Consider the following 20,769-nt stretch of genomic DNA (forward strand, 5'->3'; position numbering starts at 1 on the left):
CCAAAATGCCAGGTTCGCGGCCAACTCAGGCCAATTTGGCGCCAAATCCCGGCAATTCCTGCCATTCTACGCCACCCGGGACAAGCTCCCGGCGCCCCTTTCGGCTTTTTTTCATCGTGGCGAAATAAGTTGGGCCAGATCGGTTTCCAAAGGCGACGGCTCCCCAGCCAGACGCGCGGCGATCAGGTCTCCCATGAGCGCCGACCAAGACAGCCCCCGCGATGCATAGCCGATGGCCAACCACAGGCCCGGCGCGTGGGGTAGTTCTCCAACGGCGGGCAAGCGTCCGGGCAGCACGGCCCGCCATCCGGCCCAGCCCGGCAGACTGCCGGGCTCCAGGGATTCGAATTCGGGGAAGCCTCCGCCCAGCAGGCCCGCAGCCTTGTCCAGGGTGACACGCTGGCCCTCGGCGCCGATCCGCGCTTCGGCCGCGCCATGCACATAGGTGCTGCCGGCCACGCAGCCAGAGCCCACGTCGGGCAGCAGATAGCCCTCGCCGCCCACGATGCAGCGAGGACCGCCACGCAGCGTCTGCGCAGGCAGCAGCGTCACTTCTCCCGCAAGCGCGTGCATCTGGCCCACGCGCGGCAAGGGATCCAGCAAGCCGCTGTCTGCCAGCACGGCGCGCGCGCCGAACGCGTTGGCCAGAACGACGGTATCGGCTCGCGCCAGTTCAGCGCCCTCCGCATCGCGCACGCGCCAGCCGGCGCCGGCGCGTTCGACCCTGGCCGCCGTGCCGGGCAGCACCGTGACGCCCTCGGTCGCCAGCAGGGCCTCTATCAACAAGTCTGGCCGCAGCAGCATGCCCTGTCCGAAATACACGCCGCCGCGCGCCAGCGGCAGGCCGGCCAAGGCGCTGGCTTCGTCGCGGCTGACCTGGCGCACCCAGTGTTCGGGAAAGGCCAGGGTCTCCAGGGTGCCGGCCAAGGCCGCGGACCGGCCTTCGTCGCGCTCAAGCTGGACCGTGCCGCAGACCAGGGGCGCCGCGCCTGCCGGCAAACCCTGCCAGCGCGCCAGCGCGCGCAGGCTGCCGGCGCGCGACAGGCGCGCCCGCGCGTTGTCGTCTCGCGCCACCACCGGCGTCAAGGCCGCCGCGACATGCCCTGCGTGCGCCGCCGCGCCCTGCACCCGGCCCGCGTCGATCACGGTCACACGCCATCCGCGCGCGGCCAGCGCCTGGGCGATGCCGGCTCCCGCCAGCCCCGCTCCCACCACCACGGCGTAGCGGGACTCCGCGTGCGGGACGTCCGCGGCCGCACCTCCAGGGGCAATCGCAGTGGCCACGGTCATATGCCATTTGCCGCCGTAGCCGGGCGCGCGCCGCGCCTCGAAACCCGCCGTCCGCAAGACCTGGCGCAATTCGCCGGTGCAGGCCCAGGTGGCCAGCGTGGCGCCGGGCGCCGCAAGCTTGGCAAGGTCGCGCAGCAAGGGCAATTCCCACATCCGCGGATTGCGTTCAGGCGCGAAGCCGTCCAGGAAGAACGCGTCCACGCCGACGCGCAGACGGGACGCCAGGACCTGCGCATCGCCAAAGCCCAGCGTCAGCGTGACGGCGCCGCCCTCGAATTCGAGGCGATGCAGTCCGGGCAACAAGACCGGCCATGCTGCCGCCAGTTGTCGCCCCAGACCGGCCAAGGGCTCGGGCGCATAACGCGTCAAGAGAGCCGCCAAGTCCTCGCGTTCAAAGGGATGCCCTTCCAGCGACACCACGTGCAGCGCGGCGCTGCGCTGCGGATCGTCGCGCCATGCCTTCCAGAGAGCCAGGAAGTTCAGTCCCAGTCCGAAACCCGTTTCGCAGACGGTGAATGCGCGGCGTCCGCGCCAACGCTCAGGCAGGCCATTGCCCCGCAGGAACACGTGTTCCGCCTGTCCCAGCGCGCCCGACGGCGAATGGTAGACATCGCCATAAGCGGGGCTGTAGAGCCGGCCATCGGCGTCGAATTCAGCCTTGGCGGGGATCAGGGGGGCATAGGAGAAGGACATGGAAACGGCGGCGGCAGACGAAATAGAGAATGAAAATCAGCGCGGATTATCGGATGCGGCCGCGTTGGGCGGAAGCCACGCGGCATGGCGGTTTCGGGGCTTCACCACGGATTTGACGCATACATGGGCTTACACTGGTTTCATGGATACCTATGATCAGCCCCGCTCGCAGACCTCGCCCATCGACCTGTGCGCCGCGATCGACGCGGCAGTCACGGCAGCCCATGCCGGCGCGGCCATCCTGCAATCCTACGCGCATCACCGCGCCGATCTCGTGATCGACCGCAAGGCGCGCAACGATCTCGTATCCCAGGCGGACCGCGAGGCGGAGGCCGCCATTATCCAGGAGCTGCAAACGCGCACGCCCAAGTTCGGCATCGTCGCCGAAGAAACGGGCGGCAAGCCCCAAGGCAGCGCCACCTGGTATATCGACCCGCTGGACGGCACCACCAACTTCCTGCACGACATCCCGCATTACGCCGTGTCGATCGCGCTGATCGCACACGCAGGCACCGCCATATCGGCGTCCGACACGCTGGCCGAGGACACGCCCGTGGTCGGCGTGGTCTACGACCCCAGCCGCGAGGAACTCTTTACCGCGGTCCACGGCCTGGGCGCCTGGCTCAACGGACGGCGCATCAAGTGCTCGCGCACGGCGACCATCGAAGATGCGGTGCTGGCTACTGGCTTCCCGTTCCGCGACTTTTCATTCGCTGCGCAGTACATGCCCATGCTGCATGACGCCATCAACCGCGCGCGCGGCGTGCGCCGTATGGGTGCGGCGGCACTGGACCTGGCGTGGACCGCTTGCGGCCGCTACGACGGCTATTGGGAAATGGGCCTGGCGCCCTGGGACGTGGCCGCCGGCACGCTGATCCTGCGCGAAGCGGGCGGCGCATGTTCCGACATGCACCGCCAGGATCCCTGGCCCATCGGCGGGCGCGTCGTGGCCGGCAACAAGGCCATCGAACGCGCCCTGCACGAGATGATCGCGCCGCACCTCGACAAGAAGGACTGACGGCCCTACGCCGCCTTGCCTGCGGGTACGCCCGCCACTGCGTCGGGACGCAGTTCCCGGCGCAATATCTTGCCCACGTTGCTCTTGGGCAGCTCATCGCGGAACTCCACATAGCGCGGACGCTTGTAGCCCGTGAGCTTTTCCCGGCACCAATCCTGGATCTGCGCCTCGGTCAGCGTCGGATCCCGCCGCACCACGAACACCTTGACGGCTTCGCCCGAATGCTCGTCCGGCACCCCGATCGCCGCGCACTCCAGCACGCCGGGATGCTGGGCCACGGCCGCCTCGACTTCGTTCGGATAGACCTTGAAGCCCGACACCGCAATCATGTCCTTCTTGCGGTCGACGATGCGTGTATAGCCCTGCTCGTCCATGATGCCGATATCGCCCGTGCGGAAATAGCCGTCGGCGGTCATGGAGTGGCGGGTTTCCTCGGGCTTCTGCCAGTATCCCAGCATGACCTGCGGTCCGCGGATGCCCACCTCGCCGCGTTCGCCCAGCGGCACTTCGCGGCCTTCGTCATCGAGGATGGCCACGTCGGTGGATGGCAGCGGCAGGCCGATGGAACCCGAATACGCGGTGGCGTTGGTGGGATTCACGGTCGCCACCGGCGAGGTCTCCGACAGGCCATAGCCTTCGATCAGCGGCCTGCCGGTGATCTTCAGCCAGCGTTCGGCAACCTGCTGCTGGACCGCCATGCCCCCGCCCAAGGTCAGCCGCAAGCCGGAGAAATCCAGGCGCGCGAAGTCTTCGTTGTGGGCCAGCGCGTTAAACAGCGTATTGACGCCGGGGAACACATTGATCGGCACCTTGCGCCATGCGTTGATGAGCGAAGGCTGGTCGCGCGGATTGATGATGAGCACATTGCGCATGCCCGCATGCAGGCCGTACAGCCCGCAAACGGTCATCGCGAACACGTGGTAGAGCGGCAGCGCGCTGATGATGGTGAGCTGCTGGTCCGCGAGGTCGTGCACCACCGGCTGCGCCACCGCTTCCGTCTGCAGCACGTTGGCCACCAGGTTGCGATGGGACAGCATCGCGCCCTTGGGCACGCCGGTGGTGCCGCCGGTGTATTGCAGCACCGCCACGTCGTCCATCGACAGCGCGGGCGGCGCAAAGCGCTGGCGCGCGCCGTCGCGCAGCACATCCGGCAGCATGCGGGCGCCATCGATCTGCCACGCGGGCACGATCTTCTTGACATAGCGCGCGGCCAGGTTGACCAGCGGCGCCTTCAGGCCGCCGAGCAGATCGCCCGGACCGGTCACGACGATATGCTTGAGCTGCCCGCGATCCGTGACGCGCTGCAAGGTGTGCGCAAAATTCTCCAGGATGACGATGGCCGACGCGCCGCTGTCCAGCAATTGGCGCTGCAGCTCTTCGGCGGTGTAGAGCGGATTCACGTTCACCACCACCAGCCCCGCGCGCAGCGTGCCCAGCATGCTGACCAGATAGGCGGGCACGTTGGGCATCATCAGTGCCACGCGCTCGCCCTTGGACAGGCCGACGCTTTGCAGCCAGCTGGCGAACGCCTGCGCGTGCGCATCGAGTTGCGCATAAGTAATGTTGCTGCCCATCGCGGTGCACGCGATGCGCGAGGCGTACTGCTTGCAGGCCCGGTCCAGCAAGTCAGTCAGGGAGGCATAACCGTCTGTCGATATCTCCGCCGGAACCCCCTGCGGATAATGGGCAAGCCACGGACGCGTCATGGTATTTGTCTCCATTAAATTGGTTTTTGATTGATGATACCCTTGTTGCGTTCCCTTTTTTCGCCCGAGAGCCCCATGAAACTGCTCGAACCCATCGTCGCGTGGCATCACGACATTTCCAAGATCCGACGCGACATCCACGCGCATCCCGAACTGGCGTTCGAGGAGTTCCGCACCGCCGATGTGGTGGCGGCGAAGCTTGAAGAATGGGGCATCGAAATCGACCGCGGCCTGGGCGGCACCGGCGTGGTCGGCATCATCCGCGGCAATCTGCCGGGCGACCGCGCCGTCGGCCTGCGCGCCGACATGGACGCGCTGCCCATGCAAGAAGCCAATACCTTCGAGCATGCCAGCACTAACGCCGGCAAGATGCACGCCTGCGGCCACGACGGCCACACGGCCATGCTGCTGGCCGCTGCGCAATATCTGTCGCAGCACCGCGATTTCGCCGGCACGGTCTACGTGATCTTCCAGCCCGCGGAAGAAGGCGGCGGCGGCGCCAAGCGCATGATCGACGACGGCCTGTTCAAGCGCTTCCCCATGGAAGCGGTATTCGGCATGCACAACTGGCCCGGCATGAAAGCCGGCCAGTTCGGCCTGACCGCCGGCCCCATCATGGCTTCCAGCAACGAGTTCTCCATCATCGTGAAGGGCAAGGGCACCCACGCCGGCATGCCCAACCTGGGCATCGATCCCGTCATGGCGGCCGTGCAGCTGGCGCAATCGCTGCAGACCATCATCACGCGCAACCGCAATCCGCTGGACGCGGCAGTGCTCAGCATCACGCAGATCCACGCCGGCAGCGCCGACAACGTCGTGCCCAACCACGCCGAATTGCGCGGCACGGTGCGCACCTTCACGCTGGATGTGCTGGACCTGATCGAACGCCGTATGGAAGAGATCGCGCGCCACACCTGCGCAGCGATGGACTGCGAAGTGCAGTTCACGTTCCAGCGCAACTATCCGCCGACCATCAACCACGCCGAGGAAGCCGCGTTCTGCGCCGACGTGCTGCGCGACATCGTGGGCGAGGCCAACGTCAACGATCACGTGCAGCCCACCATGGGCGCGGAAGACTTCGCCTTCATGCTGCAGGAACTGCCGGGCTGTTATGTGTGGATCGGCAACGGCACCGGCGAACATCGCGACAGCGGCCACGGCCTGGGCCCCTGCATGCTGCACAACGGCAGCTACGACTTCAACGACGAACTGCTGCCGCTGGGCGGCACATACTGGGTCCAGCTGGCGCTCAAGCGCCTGGCCAAGGACTGACCCTCAAACGCCGTCCGCCGCCCCGACCGCCAGGCACATCGCCAGGAAGCGTTCGGCGGCGCGGGCGGCCGCGTCCGCGTGCGGCACCAGGATGCTCAGGGTCCGCGTCAGCGGCTTGGGCAACAGGCGCAAGGCCGCCAGCGCGCCATCCTCATGGCGCATCGACATGACGGACACGAAGCCCACGCCCAGCCCGGCACGCACTGCCTGCTTCACGCCCTCCACGCCGGCCAGCTCCAGCCCCACGGACGGCGCCAGGCCCGCATCCGCAAACGCACGCTCCACCAGCCGGCGCACGCCCGAACCGGGCTCGCGCATGACCAGCGCTGAAGCCGCCAGATCGCGCAGCGTGACCGCCCCCTTGCCGGCCAGCGCGTGGTCCGCACGCACCACCGCCACCACTTCGTCCTGCCGCCAGGCATGCACGGCCGTGTCGGCGGGCAGTCCTGCGGGCACGTCGCCCTCGATGAACGCCAGGTCCAGGGCCGGCAGGCGCTCGACGATTTCGCGCGTGTTGCCGTCCGACAGATGCAGGCTGACCGCCGGGAAGGCCAGGCGGAAATCCGCCACCAGGCTGGGCAGCAGGTAGCTGGCGGGGGTGGTGCTGGCGCCCAGGCGCAGATCGCCGGTTTCCAGCCCGCGCCAGGATTCGCGCACCGCCTGGGCCTGCCGGTACACCTGGCGCAGCTGGCGCGCCTGCTCGGCCAGGCGCTCGCCGGCTTCGGTCAGCGCGATACCGTGCCCGCTGCGGCGGTACAGGGGTTCGCCGAACCATTCCTGCAGCATCCGTAGCTGGCCGGAAACGGCAGGCTGGGACAGGTTCAGCAACTGCGCTGCGCGGCTGATATTGCCGGCGTCGGCCACGGCGGCGAAGGTAAGCAGCTGGTCAGGAGTCATGGTCGCTAAATTATCAGAATTCCTGATATTACATATCTGAAATAAAGATTTTTCAAATAGTAGGCGGGAAATTAATATTTCGTGAAGTTATTTAGATATGCCTCCGCCAAAAGGCCAGCCATGAGTACCTCTTCCAGCACCGCCGTTCCCCTGCCCGCCACCCCGGCTTCGCCCGCCGCCACTCCCGCCGCTACGCCGTGGCGGGACAAACTCAACGGCGTACTGTTCGTCGGCCTGATGGCCGCCGCGGTGATGCAGCTGGCGGACCTGCCCGCGATCCGCCAGTTGGGTTTCTCGCCGCTGGTCGTGGGCATCGTCTGCGGCATGCTCTACGGCAACTTCCTGCGCGGCACCATGCCCGCCGACTGGGGCGCGGGCGTGAACTTCACCGCGCGGCGCCTGCTGCGCATCGCCGTGGCCTTCTACGGCCTGAACATCAGCATCCAGCAGATCGCCGCCGTGGGCCTGCCCGGGCTGGCGGTTTCGGTGGCGGTCGTGGTGGGCACCCTGCTGCTGGGCACCGTGGTGGGCCAGCGCCTGCTGGGCCTGGACCGCGACACCGCCATGCTCACCGCCGCTGGCAGTGCCATCTGCGGCGCCGCCGCCGTGCTGGCCTTCGAGCCCACGCTGCGGGCCGCGCCGCACAAGAGCGCGGTGGCCGTGGCGACCGTAGTGCTGTTCGGCACCTTGTCCATGTTCCTGTACCCGGTGCTCTATCACGCGGGCTGGCTGAACCTCGACACCCAGGCCCTGGGCATCTATATCGGCGGCACCATCCATGAAGTGGCCCAGGTCGTCGGCGCAGCCAGCAATGTCGATCCCGCCACCACCGAAGTCGCCACCATCGTGAAGATGACCCGCGTGGCCCTGCTGGTGCCGGTCCTGCTGATCCTGGGCATGTATCTGCGCAGCGCGGCCTCGCATGCCGGCGGCCAGGGCAAAGGCGCCAAGCTGCCCATTCCCTGGTTCGCGGTGGGATTCCTGGTGCTGGCCATCATCAATTCGCTGAACATCATCCCCGCCGATGCCGTCGCCGCCATCCGCCGCCTGGACGTCTTCGCCCTGACCATGGCCATGACCGCCCTGGGCATCGAAACCCGCTTCGCCCAGATCCGCAAGGCCGGTCCCCGGGTGATGGCGCTGGGCCTGATCCTGTACCTCTGGCTGCTGGTCGGCGGCTACGGCATCGTCAAGCTGGCAGCCTGATCCCCGGCCCGCCGCGCCCAAGGCAGCGGCGGGCTTTGCGCATGCACGCCGCTGTCTCGTTTTTCCTGCATAATCGGCTGGTTCCCTAGCAGTGGAGTCGGCCGCATGACCTCCAGCACCAAAACCCCGTTTACGACTTTGCCCGCCGATCGCGACGCGGTATTGCGCGTCATGCCGATGCCGGCGGACGCGAATATCCACGGGGACGTCTTTGGCGGCTGGATCATGTCCCAGGTCGACATCGCCGGATCCATCCCCGCCGCGCGCCGCGCCGCCGGACGCGTGGCCACCGTGGCGGTCAATGCGTTCCAGTTCAAAGAACCGGTGTTCGTGGGCGACCTGCTCAGTTTCTACGCAGCCATCATCAAGACCGGCACGACGTCGGTCACGGTGTCCGTCGAGGTCTACGCGGAGCGCCAGCGGCTGGACGCCGAGATCGTCAAGGTCACCGAGGCCACGCTGACCTACGTCGCCACCGACGAAGCCCGCCGCCGCCGTCCCCTCCCCACTCTTTGAGCCGTAACGCATGACGCAGTCCGCCGCCGCGCAGAAACCGCCCGCGACGCCCCGCCGCCTCGACCCGGAAGACGCCCAACACGCCCTGGCGGAAGTGCAGGAACGCCTGCGCCGCCAGCAACTGGTTGCCGACCTGGTGCATCGCCAGGAGGAAGGCGACTCCAAGGCCTCGCTGGTCGAGGACCTGGTGCACCGCCAGCACGAGGCCGAACTCAAGACCCTGCTGGACGGATTGCATCCGGCCGACATCGCTTTCATCCTGGAGTCGCTGCCCAAGGACGAACGGCAAGCCATCTGGAAGCTGGTCAGCCCCGAGCACGACGCGGACGTGCTGCTGGAAGTCGAAGACTGGGTGCGGGAATCGCTGATCGAGGCGATGGACCGCCAGGACCTGGTTGCCGCCACCGGCAACATGGACGCCGACGAGCTGGCCGACCTGGCGCCCGACCTGCCGCCCGACGTGGTGGCCGAAGTCCAGAAGGGCCTGACCGAAGAGGAACGCGCACAGCTGCTGGAAGCCATGGGCTATCCGGAAGACAGCGTGGGCGCGATCATGGACTTCGAGATGGTCCGGGTGCGCGAGGACGTCACCCTGGAAGTGGTGCTGCGCTACCTGCGCCGGCTGCACGAACTGCCCGACCACACCGACCAGATCTTCGTGGTGGACCGCCAGGACAAGCTGCAGGGCATCCTGCCGCTGTCCAAGCTGCTGGTCAGCGAGCCCGAAACCGAAGTGCGCGCCGTCATGAACTCGGACTTCCTGACGCTCAACCCCCTGGACTCCGATGCTGACGCCGCCGGCGCCTTCGAACGCTACGACCTGGTCTCCGCGCCCGTCATGGACGACCAGGGCCGCCTGATCGGCCGCGTGACCATCGCCGACGTGGTGGACGTGATGCGCGAAGACTCGCAGGAGCAGGCGCTGTCGCGCGCCGGTCTGCAGGAAGAGGATATCTTCGCGCCGGTGTCCACCGCCCTGCGCAACCGCGCCCCCTGGCTGCTGTTCAACCTCTGTACCGCCGCCACGGCATCCTTCGTGGCCTCCCAGTTCGAAGGCACGGTCAGCCAGATCGTCATTCTGGCGTTCCTGATGTCCATCGTGGCCGGCATCGGCGGCAACTCTGGCAACCAGACCATGACTCTGATCATCCGGGCCCTGGCCATGGGGCGCATCACGGGCCGCAACCTGTGGCAGCTGGTCAAGCGCGAACTCTTCGTCACCCTGATGGTGGGCCTGTGCGGCAGCCTGGTGGCGGCCCTGTTCGCCTGGGTCATCTCGCACTCGGTGTCGATCGCGCTGGTGATGATGGCCGCCATGGTCTGCAACATGCTGGTCGGCGCGTCGGTCGGCGTGCTGGTGCCGATGGTGCGCGCCCGCTTCGGCAAGGATCCTGCGATGGGTTCTTCCGTGCTCCTGACCTTCGCCACCGATTCGCTGGGCTTCTTCATCTTTCTGGGCCTGGCCACGATTTTCCTGCTGTAGTTCGCATACAACAGCAGGAAAAATCCGCTTCCCTCTGGCGACGCCCGCTTGACAGCTAGCTGACAGGGTGAAAGACGACTGTTCCATTACAGTAATGGGATTGTCATCTCCCCCTTTTCAGCGCCCACAATGACCGCAAGATTCCGGGCGGCAATCCTTTGCCTGCTGCTCGCCACCTTCGCCGCCACCGCCCAAGCCTGTGACAGCATGCCCTCATGGGCCAAGTCCGCCTGCAACCGCCTGGACCAGATCTGGACCGAAGGCGGCAATGACCTGTACTTCACCGGTTATTCCTGGCACAACCGGGCCACCTACAGCAAAGAGAAGATCGACAGCTTCAACGAACTGGCCTGGGGCGGCGGCTACGGCCGCAGCATCTACGACGAAGATGGCGACTGGCAAGGCCTGTACGCCATGGCCTTCCTGGATTCGCACAGCAAGATCGAGCCCATCGCGGGCTACGGCTTCCTGAAGATCGGACGCGTCAGCGAAAACGTCCGTCTGGGCGCGGGCTACACCGTCTTCCTGACGGCGCGCCACGACATCATGAGCTATGTGCCGTTTCCCGGCATCCTGCCGCTGGTGAGCGCCAGCTATAAGGACACGATGCTCTACGCGACCTACATCCCGGGGTCAGCTGGCGCGGGCAACGTGTTGTTCATGTTCGGCCGCTGGCACTTCTGACGCACCCCAGGCCTCAGAAGACCTGCCCCAGCCTGCGCACCAGATCGCCCAGGCGCCAATCGTCGATGCCATGCGCGCGCAAGGCTCTCTCGGTTTCCACGACATAGTCCAGGCACGGCCCCGAATGCCCCACGGCATTGCGCACCGACGCCAGCAGACGGTCGTCGCTCAGGCCGGCCGCGTATTCCTGGCAGGCCCGGTTCAGCAGGAACACCAGCCCGCGCACCGGCGCGGCTTCGGTATGGCAGGTGAGCCAGCGCGGCGTGTAGGCGCCAGTGACCATTTCCCGGCGCCACAGCGCCTGGAACACCGCAGGCACGTCGCAGGCGGCAATCTGGAAGGCGACGCCGCGGCAGCAGCCGCCGCGGTCCAGGCCAAACACCAGGCCAGGATTGTCGGGCGAGCCGCGATGGTCGTGCGACCACAGGCACAGGGACCGGTGGTAGCCGCGCACAGTCGCCAGCCGCCGTTCGCGCCAGGTGAAACCGGGATGCCATATCAGGGAGCCGTAGGCGAACACCCACAGGTCGTCGACGCCGTTCCAGCCGCCCAGCAGGTCATCCACCGAAAGCGCGCGCCGCGAATTTTCCGTACCGGCGCAGCCGGCGGGTACTGCCAACGACATAGGGTCCTCTGATATCCCGATTTGTCCCATGATGGGAGTGGGGAATATCCTACGCCGTAGCCCGCGCAAAAGAATTGCGTGATGGGGGCCGGCCGGCAGGCCGAATGGAATTTGCATCCCCGCCGCCCCCTGCCATGGAAAAAAAATTGCGCGCGGCCGCCTACACCGCGTCCAGCGGCAATTCCGTGGTGCTTTTGATGACTTCCATCGAGAAGCTGGCGCTGACGTCCAGCAGGTCCACGGCGGCGATCAGACGCCGGTAGAAGCGGTCATAGGCCGCCATGTCCTCGACCACGACTTTGAGCAGGTAATCGACGTCGCCCGCCATGCGGTGGAACTCCACCACGTTGGGCAAGGCCATCACGGCATTGATCAGGCTCTGCGTCCATTTCTCGTTGTGCTGGCTGGTCTTGATGGAGACGAAGACCGTCAGGTTCAGGCCCAGCGCGCAGGGATCCAGCAAGATGGCGTTGCGGGCGATGACGCCGTCATCCTTCAGCTTCTGGATGCGGCGCCAGCAAGGGGTGACGGACAGATGCACCTGCTCGGCAATCTCGGCGACCGAACAGGTGGCGTCCTTCTGCAGCAAGGCCAGTATCTTGATGTCCGTCTGGTCCATGGGTTTCCTTGGCTGGATCGGCCCCAATGTTGCCTGTTCCGCCTGCCCGCGTCCAGCCTGCGCCCTCCCGGGGCGCCGGACTTCAGTAGGTCCCGGGGTAGCCGCCGCCGTCGATCAGGATGTTCTGGGCGGTCATGTAGCCGGCCTGCGCGGAACAGACATAGGCGCACAGGGCGCCCAGCTCCTCGGGCTGGCCATAGCGGCCAGCCGGGTTGGCGCGTCCGCGCTCGTCCCAGAGCTGTTCGAAGCTCTTCCCGCCGGATTGCTCCAGCATGCCTTGTATGTGCCTGACCTGCGCATCCGTGGCGAAGGCGCCAGGCAGCAGGTTGTTGATGGTGACGTTGTGGCGCACGGTCTGCCGCGCCAGACCGCTGACGAAGCCGATCAGGCCCGAACGCGCGCCGTTGGACAGGCCCAGCTCGGCGTGCGGCGCCTTCACGCTGCGCGAGACGATGTTCACGATGCGCCCGAAGCGCCGTTCGATCATCCCGTCCACGACCCGCCGGATCATGTCGATGGGCCCCAGCATCATGCTGTCCAGCGCGGCGATCCAGTCGTCGTGGCTCCAGTTGCGGAAATCGCCCGGCAGCGGGCCGTCCGCATTGTTGACCAGGATGTCCGGATGGGGACAGGCGGCCATGGCCGCATCCCGCCCCTGCGCCTGCGTCAGGTCGGCCGACACCCAGCCGACTCCTATCCCGGTCTCATGCGATATCTCGGCCGCGGCCTGCTCCAGCGTGGCCGGGTTACGTGCGGCGATCGTCACCGCCACGCCCTCGCGCGCCAGTTGCAAGGCGCAGGCCCGGCCCATGCCGCGGCTGCCGCCGAATACCAGTGCCGTCTTGCCGCTGATCCCCAGATCCATGCCTGACTCCCCTGTCATTGTGCTGCCCGGCGCAGCTTTGCGCCAACGCGGACCAGTATAGGAGCGCGCAGCTGCCGGGCGGAATGGAATTTTTTTCCAATCTGCGGCCCTGGCGCGCCGAATTTGGCAAAGGCATTCCAGCGCAAGCTCCTACCATGGAAGCTCTGCCCGGAGGCCTGCCATGTCTTCCATCCAACTCGCCGGCGGCGACCTGCAATCGCTCTGCGCATCGGTGCAGTCCGCCCAATTGAACGCCGCGCGCGCCCTGCTGCGCGACCTGGCCGCCAGCGTCGCCAACGCCGGCGACATGCTGCAGAACCTGCCCGCGGAACTCCGCGGTGGACGGGCCGAGTCCTACACCCGCCATATCGCCTACGCCGACCCGCATGGCGCCTTTACGATGGCCTACCTTATCTGGCGTCCGGGACAGTTCAGCCCGGTGCATGGCCACAAGACCTGGTGCACCTACCAGGTGCTACAGGGCGAACTCACCGAAACCCACTACCGCTGGGATCAGGAATCCGCCATCGCCCAGGCCTGCGGCACGGTGATCCGCCGCCCTGGCGACATCGTCACCGCGACGCAAGGCCTGCGCCAGATCCACCGTCTGGGCAATGCCGGCCCGGACATCGCCGTATCGCTGCACATCTACGGCGTGGCCCGGGACGACCTCTGCACCGGCGTCAACCACCTGGTCGACAGCGTCAACCCATCCACTGGCTGACCGGCGCGGCCGCGTCCTGCAAGGGCTGCGCCACCACGTCGATCAGCGCCGGGCCGTCATGCTCCATCGCAGCCTTGATGGCGGCATCCAGCTTGGACGGATCCTCGACTCGCCAGGCCTTCACGCCATAAGCCTCGGCGATGCGGGCATGGTCGGTGCGGTTGAAGTCCACGCTGTAGTAGCGCTTGTCGTAGCCCGCCTTCTGGCTGGCCTTGATCCAGCCATAGACGGAGTTCGAGAACACCACCATCAGCAGCGGCGCCTTGTGCCGCACGATGGTTTCCAGTTCGCCCACCGTGAAGCCGAAGCTGCCGTCGCCCATCACCGACACGCATTTGGACTGCGGCCGGCCCACCCAGGCGCCCAGGGCGGCCGACATGGAGAAGCCCAGCGCACCGTGGGCGCGGTTGGTGATGAAGTGCCGGCCGGGGCGCGACACGTCGTAATAGGCGGAAAAATACGGGCAAGGCGTGCCGGGGTCGGCGCAGACCACCGCGTCGTCGGGCAGCAGGCGGTTCAAGGACTGCACCACGCGCTCGGGGCGGATGGGCGCGTCCAGGCCGTGGGCCAGCGGCTCCAGCTGCGCGCGGCGCGCCTCCTTGGCGCGGCCGGCCAGCACCGCGCCGTCGGCGGCGTCGGACGGACGGTGCGCCAGGCGCGCAGCCACCTCCACGCCCAGGGCTTCCAGCGCCAGCTTGGCGTCGCCCACCATGCCGACCTCGGTCAGGTAATTGGCGCCGATCACCATGGGATCGATGTCGATGTGCAGGATGGGCACGTCGCGGTTGGGGAAGCGCCAGTGCTCGGTCGAGGTGGAGCCCGCGCGACAGCCGACGAACAGCACCACGTCGGCCGCGGCCACCACGTCGCGCGTCGCCATCACGCCGCCGTTGGAGCCGACCACGCCCGCATTCAGGGGATGGGTGTCGGCCAGGCTACCCTGCCCGCTCACGGTCACGCAGACCGCGGCCTTGAGCGATTCAGCCAGCTCCTGCAAGGCGCCGCTGGCGCCGGCGATGACCACGCCGCCGCCGCAGATGATCACCGGCGCCCGCGCGCTGACCAGCCGCTGCGCGGCGCGCGCGACGTCCAGGGGATCCGGCGCGTAGCGCATGGACGGGAAACGCCCGTGCTCGGGCTGGGCCCAGACATCGGACGCGTCCACCTGCTGCTTCATCACGTCGTACGGAAAGCACAGATGGGCCGCGCCAGGCTTGCCGGTGGTCATGGCGCGGAAGGCCGCGCGCACCATGCCGGGAATCTGGTCCGCGCGGTCGATGGTACGGTTCCACTTGGTCAGTGGACGGTACAAGGCTTCCTGGTCCAGCTCGGTCAGCGGGTACTTGCCGCGCGAGCCCACCGCCACGTCCGAGGTGATGCCAAGGACCGGAATGGACGATTCGTTGGCCTCCACCAGCCCGGGCAGCAGATAGGTCGCGCCGCCGCCGCTGGGGCCTTCGCACACGCCGACCTTGCCGGTCACGCGGGCATAGGCATCCGCCATGTAGCCGGCGCTGCGCTCGTCGCGCGTCAGGATGTGCTGCATGCCGTGGTCCAGACGGTACAGCGCGTCGTAGAACGGCAGGCTGGTGTCGCCGCACAGGCCGAATATGTGCTTGACGCCGTTGTGCTGCAGCATGCGCACCATGGCTTCGGCGCCGGTCATGTTTTCCATGTCATCTCCACTTGTGTTGCACGCGTCGCGGCCGGGCGCCTCAGCGCCAGGCCGCGAGCCGTTCAGTTGTCCAGATTGATGTTGCTGCTCTTGATGAAGGCGCTCCACCGGTCGTATTCCGACTTCACATAGGCATCCAGCGCCGGGCCGTCGGAGGCCACGATCTCAAAGCCCGCGTCGGTCACTTTCTTGCGGATTTCCGGGTCGGCCAGTACGGCCTTGAAGTCGGCCGTCAGCTTTTTGACGGTCGCTTCCGGCGTGCCCTTGGGCGCGAACATGCCGCTCCAGGAATAGGCGACAAAGCCGGGGAAGCCGGATTCCGCCACGGTCGGCACGTTGGGCAGATCCGGCAGGCGCTTGTCGCCCGCCACCGCCAGCGGCTTGATCTTGCCGGCCTGGATCTGGCCGCGCAGGGCCGCGAAGCTCAGCCAGGTCATGCTGGCCTGGCCTCCCACCACCGCCTGGATGGCCGGTCCGCCGCCGCCGTACGGCACGTGCAGCAACTCCACCTTCGACAGGCGCTTGAGCTCTTCGGGCGCCAGATGGTTCAGCGAACCCACGCCGGTGGATGCGTAGTTGAACTTGTTGGGCGGCTGCTTGGCGGCCGCGGCCAGGAACTCCTTTAGGTTGTCCCCCGGCACGCTGGGATTGGCGCCCAGCACCAGCGGGAAACGCACCGTCTGCGAAATGGCGACGAAGTCCTTGAACGTGTCGTAGGGCAGCTTGGGTTTCACGGCGGGGTTGATGCCGTGGTTGTCGAAGCTGACCAGCAGCGTGTTGCCGTCGGGTTCAGCGCGCGCCACAAAAGCCGTGGCGATCTGGCTGGCCGCCCCCGGCCGGTTCTCGACCACGACCGCGCGGCCGCCCAATTGCTGAGACAGGCGCGGCTGCAGGATGCGCGCCAGGATGTCGGTGCTGCCTCCGGGCGGATACGGCACAACCAGCACCAGCGGCCGTTCTTCGGCGGCGGCCGGCGCGGCAACGAAGGCTCCCGCCGTGGCGGACAGCATGCATAGCGCAGCCAGTCCGCGCTTTATCCCGTGATTCATAGCTTTTCCCCTGCTTGTATGGTGTTGGCCGGCGCTGCCGTGGCGGGTTCGGCCTGGTCCCGCATGTAAATCGTGGAAAAACCCGTACGTATGACGTCGGTGATCTGGTCCAGGCGGCGGCCGATATGCGCGCTCATCAGTGCCGGCAAAGCGTCGATGTCACGCCGCTCCAGCGCCTCGACGATGCGCAGATGCTCGCCCTGGGTATGACTGCGGCGCCCTTGCAGCATGTCGATCCAGCGCACGAAATGGATGCGGGCGTTGACGCTTTCCAGCGCGCGCACGAACTCCTCGTTGCGCGAATAGCGCGCCAGCGTCAGGTGAAAGGCCTCATCGAGTTCCAGCAGGCGGGTGGCGTCGCTGTCCTCGGGCACGTCGCGCGAACGCTCGACGAATTCCCGCAGGCTTGCCAGTTCCTGGTCGGTGGCGCGCTCGCAGGCCGCGCGCACGATGCCCGCCTCCAACACTGCGCGGTATTCGTAAAGGCTGTGGATCTGCTTGGCGTCGAGCAGGCGGGCGATGAAGCCCCGGTTGACCGAGCGGGTCAGGAAACCTTCGACCATCAGCTGGTTCAGCACCTCGCGCAGCGGCGTGCGGCTGACGTTCAGCCTGCGGGCCAGCTCGACCTCGTTGATGCGCTCACCTGGCTTGAATTCGAAGCGCACGGCCATCGCCTTGACCGCGCCATACAGCTCGGCCTGTGCTTCCTTGGTGCGCGCTGCAGGCCGGATTGCGACTGAGGGTTGCGTCATGCCGGATCACCTGGTCGGTTGGATCGTCGGGAATGAACTGCATACTAAAGTGCATACACTTTACCCAACAACCCCGGGTTTCCCCGGAAGCGGGCTCTTGCCAGCCGCGCTCACCATGCCTTTCGGGACAAAAAAAAGCCCGCAACGCGGACGTTGCGGGCGATTTTGTCCTTGTCAGCGGCATCTGCCGCCTGGCGCTTACAGGCCGGTATCCAGCGTGTAATGCGCGCCGTCCTTGTTTTCCAGAGTCAGCGTCGACAGCGTAGGCCCCGCCGCTGCGGCATCCTGGCTCACATGGATGCGCAGGTTGGCCAGCGGCACATCCCAGCCGCCGCTGGCGGCTTCGGCCTGCACGCCGGCCACCAGCGCCAGGCGCTCGGCAACCGCGCGGGCATCGGGCGCGCGGGCATCGATGCGCAGCAAGCTGCGCGCGCCGTTGGGGTGCGCCATGAGTTCGGGCGACCACACGCATTCGGGCGTCAGATGGCGACAGAAATACATGCGGATGCCGGGCAAGGGCTGCTCGGCGAAACGCACGGTGTGGAAACGGGCCTGGACTTCCTGGCCGTCCAGCATGGCGGGACGGCTCAGTTCCTGGACGGGATTGACGGCAAAACCTGCCGCCAGCAGGCGCTCGCGGGTGGCTTCGGCGTCATGGGTGCGGAACACCAGCGCCTCCAGCCCGAACGGGGAATCAGCGATTTCCTTGCGCGCGGGCGGCGCGCCGGGCGGCCAGCCCAGCAATTCGACGTACGTGCCTTCCAGCACGATCAGGCGGTTGCACGACCCCAGGTTGTGCACCGCCTTGTCGCTCAGATGAAAACCCTGGCGTTCGAAATGCGGGGCCAGCGCATCCAGCCGGTCGCGCACCATAACCACGGCATGGTCGAATTCTGTGCGGCCGACGGAATGCAGCATCATGACTCCTGGATCAGACGAGCTTGCCGTGGCACTGCTTGTACTTCTTGCCGCTGCCGCAAGGGCACGGGTCGTTGCGGCCGACCTTGGGCAAGGCATTGCGCACGGGCTGCGCACCGCTTTCCGGTTCAGACTGGGCCAGCGCTTCGTCGTAGTCGGAATGGTGGTATTGCACGTTCTGCACGTGCGGCTGCGCCGCTTCGGCTTCGGCCTGTTCGACCTGCTCCTGCGACTGCACGCGCACCGTCATCAGCACCCGGACCACGTCGTCGCGGATGCGATCCAGCATGCCCGAGAACAGCTCGAAGGCTTCGCGCTTGTATTCCTGCTTGGGGTTCTTCTGCGCATAACCGCGCAGATGGATGCCCTGGCGCAGGTAGTCCAGCGCCGACAGGTGTTCGCGCCAGTGCGTGTCGATCGCCTGCAGCATGATCGAACGCTCGAACTGCGACCACGATTCCGTGCCCACCTGGTCGACCTTGGCCTGATAGGCCTCGCGCGCGGCGCTCACCACGCGTTCGCGCAGGTCGTCGTCGGTCAGGTTGGTTTCCTTTTCCAGCATTTCCGTCAGCGGCAACTGCACATGCCAGTCAGCCTCCAGCGCCTTCTGCAGCGCCGGCACATCCCACTGTTCTTCCACCGATTCCGGCGGCACGTAGGTGTTGAACATCTCGGTCACGGCGGCGTCGCGCAGGTTCTGCACGGTGGCGCCCACGCTGGCGGCTTCCAGCACGTCATTGCGCTGCGAATACAGCACCTTGCGCTGGTCGTTGGCGACGTCGTCGTATTCCAGCAATTGCTTGCGGATATCGAAGTTGCGGCCTTCCACCTTGCGTTGCGCAGTCTCGATCGAACGCGTCACCATGCCGGCCTCGATGGGTTCGCCCTCGGGCAGCTTCAGGCGTTCCATGATGGCGCGCACGCGGTCGCCCGCGAAGATGCGCATCAGCGAGTCTTCCAGCGACAGGTAGAAGCGCGACGAGCCCGGATCGCCCTGGCGGCCCGCACGGCCGCGCAACTGGTTGTCGATACGGCGCGATTCGTGGCGTTCGGTGCCGATGATGCGCAGGCCGCCAGCGGCCTTGACCTGCTCGTTCAGCGGCTTCCATTCGGCACGTACCTTTTCGATGCGGGCGTTCTTTTCGGCATCGGACAGCGATTCGTCGGCGCGGATCAGATCGACCTGCTTGTCGACGCTGCCGCCCAGCACGATGTCGGTGCCGCGGCCCGCCATGTTGGTGGCGATGGTGATGTGGCCAGGCTTGCCGGCCTCGGCGACGATCTCGGCTTCACGGGCGTGCTGCTTGGCGTTCAGCACTTCGTGCGGCAGCTTGGCTTTCTTCAGCAGGCCCGACAGCAGCTCGGAGTTCTCGATGCTGGTGGTACCCACCAGCACCGGCTGGCCGCGTTCGTGGCAGTCGCGGATGTCTTCGAGGATGGCGTTGTACTTTTCGCCGTCGGTCTTGAAGACCTGGTCGTTCTGGTCCTTGCGGACCATGGGCTTGTTGGTCGGGATGATGACCGTTTCGAGCCCGTAGATTTCCTGGAATTCGTAGGCTTCCGTGTCGGCCGTGCCAGTCATGCCGGACAGCTTTTCGTACATGCGGAAGTAATTCTGGAACGTGATCGACGCCAGCGTCTGGTTCTCGTGCTGGATCTTCACGCCTTCCTTGGCCTCGACCGCCTGGTGCAGGCCGTCGGACCAGCGGCGGCCCACCATCAGGCGGCCGGTGAATTCGTCGACGATGACCACTTCGCCGTCCTGCACCACGTACTGCTGGTCGCGGAAGAACAGCGTGTTGGCGCGCAGCGCCACCATCAGGTGGTGCATCAGCGCGATATGGCGCGGGTCGTACAGCGATTCGCCTTCCGGCAGGATGCCCAGGCGCGACAGGATGCCTTCGGCGTTTTCGTGCCCGGCTTCGGACAGGTAGACCTGCTGGCTCTTTTCGTCGACCCAGTAGTCGCCTTCGGGTTCCGGCTCCTGCGGCTTCGGCTCATGCGCCATGCGCTTGAGCAGCGGCGGCACCGCGTTCATGCGGACGTAGAGTTCGGTATGGTCTTCGGCCTGGCCGGAGATGATCAGCGGGGTACGGGCTTCGTCGATCAGGATCGAGTCCACTTCGTCGACGATGGCGTAGAACAAGCCGCGCTGGCGACGGTCTTCAACACGGTATTCCATGTTGTCGCGCAGGTAGTCGAAGCCGAATTCGTTATTGGTGCCGTAGGTGATGTCGGCCTGGTAGGCCGCCTTCTTTTCCTCGTTGGGCTGCTGCGGCACCACCACGCCCGTGCTCAGGCCCAGGAAGTGGTACAGGCGCCCCATCCATTCGGCGTCGCGGCGCGCCAGGTAGTCGTTCACCGTGACCACGTGCACGCCCTTGCCGGCGATCGCGTTCAGGTAGACCGGCAGCGTTGCCATCAGGGTCTTGCCTTCGCCCGTGCGCATTTCGGCGATCTTGCCGCTGTGCAGGGCGATGCCGCCCAGCATCTGCACGTCGAAGTGGCGCATGCCGAACACCCGCTTGCCGGCTTCGCGAACAACCGCGAAGGCTTCGGGCAGCAGATCGTCCAGGGACGTACCCTGGGCGTGACGGGACCGGAATTCCTCGGTTTTGGCCGCCAGCTCCGCGTCGGAAAGCGCGGAGATCTTGGGTTCGAGCCCATTGATCTGGGTTACCAGCTTGCGATACTGCTTAAGCAGCCGGTCGTTGCGGCTGCCTATGAGTTTTTTGAGCAGAGAAACCATGCGTATGTCGGCCGCACGAGCCACGCCG

The 20,769-nt window shown here is 66.5% G+C and carries 18 protein-coding genes; 7 read left to right on the top strand and 11 right to left on the bottom strand.

The genetic code is table 11. The annotated features are described in order from the left end of the window. Positions 1–111: 111 nt before the first annotated feature. Entirely contained in the window at positions 112–1,983 is a 1,872-nt protein-coding gene (mnmD, locus tag IB257_RS19020) for a tRNA (5-methylaminomethyl-2-thiouridine)(34)-methyltransferase MnmD (protein WP_192354712.1), read from the bottom strand. Between the two features lie 142 nt (positions 1,984–2,125). On the opposite strand from mnmD, the gene IB257_RS19025 reads away from it, so the two are divergent. Then, positions 2,126–3,001 (top strand): inositol monophosphatase family protein, encoded by an 876-nt coding sequence (locus IB257_RS19025; protein WP_054457624.1) that lies wholly within the window; start codon positions 2,126–2,128, stop codon positions 2,999–3,001. Between the two features lie 5 nt (positions 3,002–3,006). On the opposite strand, the gene IB257_RS19030 is transcribed toward IB257_RS19025, so the two are convergent. Continuing rightward, entirely contained in the window at positions 3,007–4,707 is a 1,701-nt protein-coding gene (locus tag IB257_RS19030; protein WP_054457581.1) for an AMP-binding protein, read from the bottom strand. A 75-nt stretch (positions 4,708–4,782) separates the two neighbouring features. On the opposite strand from IB257_RS19030, the gene IB257_RS19035 reads away from it, so the two are divergent. After that, positions 4,783–5,979: a M20 aminoacylase family protein gene (locus IB257_RS19035; protein ID WP_054457582.1), complete on the top strand. Its 1,197-nt coding sequence runs from the start codon at positions 4,783–4,785 to the stop codon at positions 5,977–5,979. 3 nt (positions 5,980–5,982) lie between these two features. On the opposite strand, the gene IB257_RS19040 is transcribed toward IB257_RS19035, so the two are convergent. Next, positions 5,983–6,876 carry a LysR family transcriptional regulator gene (locus IB257_RS19040; protein ID WP_054457583.1) on the bottom strand — a complete coding sequence of 298 codons (894 nt, stop codon included), beginning with the start codon at positions 6,874–6,876 and terminating at the stop codon, positions 5,983–5,985. Between the two features lie 120 nt (positions 6,877–6,996). Here IB257_RS19040 and IB257_RS19045 point away from each other — a divergent pair, with 120 nt between their 5' ends. The 4 genes from IB257_RS19045 (at position 6,997) to pagP (ending at position 10,765) form a co-directional block, all read left to right on the top strand. Next, positions 6,997–8,082, top strand: a complete 1,086-nt coding sequence (locus tag IB257_RS19045) for a YeiH family protein (RefSeq protein ID WP_054457584.1) — start codon at positions 6,997–6,999, stop codon at positions 8,080–8,082. Between the two features lie 105 nt (positions 8,083–8,187). Next, positions 8,188–8,598: an acyl-CoA thioesterase gene (locus IB257_RS19050; RefSeq protein WP_054457585.1), complete on the top strand. Its 411-nt coding sequence runs from the start codon at positions 8,188–8,190 to the stop codon at positions 8,596–8,598. A 10-nt stretch (positions 8,599–8,608) separates the two neighbouring features. After that, positions 8,609–10,081: a magnesium transporter gene (mgtE, locus tag IB257_RS19055; RefSeq protein WP_054457586.1), complete on the top strand. Its 1,473-nt coding sequence runs from the start codon at positions 8,609–8,611 to the stop codon at positions 10,079–10,081. Between the two features lie 129 nt (positions 10,082–10,210). Next, complete coding sequence (gene pagP / locus IB257_RS19060; protein ID WP_054457587.1) at positions 10,211–10,765, top strand: lipid IV(A) palmitoyltransferase PagP; 555 nt, start codon at positions 10,211–10,213, stop codon at positions 10,763–10,765. A gap of 13 nt (positions 10,766–10,778) precedes the next feature. Here the strand turns inward: pagP and IB257_RS19065 are convergent, their stop codons facing one another. From IB257_RS19065 to IB257_RS19075, 3 genes are all read right to left on the bottom strand, one after another. Continuing rightward, positions 10,779–11,390 (bottom strand): gamma-glutamylcyclotransferase, encoded by a 612-nt coding sequence (locus IB257_RS19065; protein WP_054457588.1) that lies wholly within the window; start codon positions 11,388–11,390, stop codon positions 10,779–10,781. Between the two features lie 160 nt (positions 11,391–11,550). Then, the gene (locus tag IB257_RS19070) at positions 11,551–12,009 is read right to left on the bottom strand and encodes an Lrp/AsnC family transcriptional regulator (RefSeq protein ID WP_042796425.1); all 459 of its coding nucleotides are present in this window, start codon (positions 12,007–12,009) and stop codon (positions 11,551–11,553) included. Between the two features lie 82 nt (positions 12,010–12,091). After that, positions 12,092–12,874, bottom strand: coding sequence for an SDR family oxidoreductase (locus IB257_RS19075; protein ID WP_119449375.1), 783 nt, complete (start codon positions 12,872–12,874; stop codon positions 12,092–12,094). A 181-nt stretch (positions 12,875–13,055) separates the two neighbouring features. On the opposite strand from IB257_RS19075, the gene IB257_RS19080 reads away from it, so the two are divergent. After that, positions 13,056–13,598, top strand: a complete 543-nt coding sequence (locus IB257_RS19080; protein ID WP_192492678.1) for a cysteine dioxygenase family protein — start codon at positions 13,056–13,058, stop codon at positions 13,596–13,598. Here IB257_RS19080 and IB257_RS19085 read toward each other — a convergent pair. The 5 genes from IB257_RS19085 to secA all read right to left on the bottom strand — a co-directional run bounded on the left by IB257_RS19085 (position 13,579) and on the right by secA (position 20,741). Then, positions 13,579–15,273 carry a thiamine pyrophosphate-binding protein gene (locus IB257_RS19085; RefSeq protein ID WP_192492679.1) on the bottom strand — a complete coding sequence of 565 codons (1,695 nt, stop codon included), beginning with the start codon at positions 15,271–15,273 and terminating at the stop codon, positions 13,579–13,581. The two genes, IB257_RS19080 and IB257_RS19085, sit on opposite strands and share 20 nt — an antisense overlap. A gap of 62 nt (positions 15,274–15,335) precedes the next feature. Then, positions 15,336–16,322: a tripartite tricarboxylate transporter substrate binding protein gene (locus IB257_RS19090; protein ID WP_175163960.1), complete on the bottom strand. Its 987-nt coding sequence runs from the start codon at positions 16,320–16,322 to the stop codon at positions 15,336–15,338. Further along, positions 16,319–17,074: a GntR family transcriptional regulator gene (locus tag IB257_RS19095; RefSeq protein WP_054457593.1), complete on the bottom strand. Its 756-nt coding sequence runs from the start codon at positions 17,072–17,074 to the stop codon at positions 16,319–16,321. Before IB257_RS19095 ends, IB257_RS19090 begins: the two co-directional genes overlap by 4 nt. 198 nt (positions 17,075–17,272) lie before the next feature. Beyond that, a complete protein-coding gene (locus tag IB257_RS19100) occupies positions 17,273–17,992 on the bottom strand; it encodes a VOC family protein (protein ID WP_054457594.1) in 720 nt (239 codons plus the stop codon). A gap of 13 nt (positions 17,993–18,005) precedes the next feature. After that, positions 18,006–20,741, bottom strand: a complete 2,736-nt coding sequence (secA, locus tag IB257_RS19105) for a preprotein translocase subunit SecA (RefSeq protein WP_175163958.1) — start codon at positions 20,739–20,741, stop codon at positions 18,006–18,008. Positions 20,742–20,769 lie beyond the last annotated feature (28 nt).

Origin of the sequence: Achromobacter sp. ACM03 (genome assembly GCF_014851665.1) — a bacterium.
GTDB classification, from domain to species: Bacteria; Pseudomonadota; Gammaproteobacteria; order Burkholderiales; family Burkholderiaceae_B; genus Achromobacter; species Achromobacter aegrifaciens.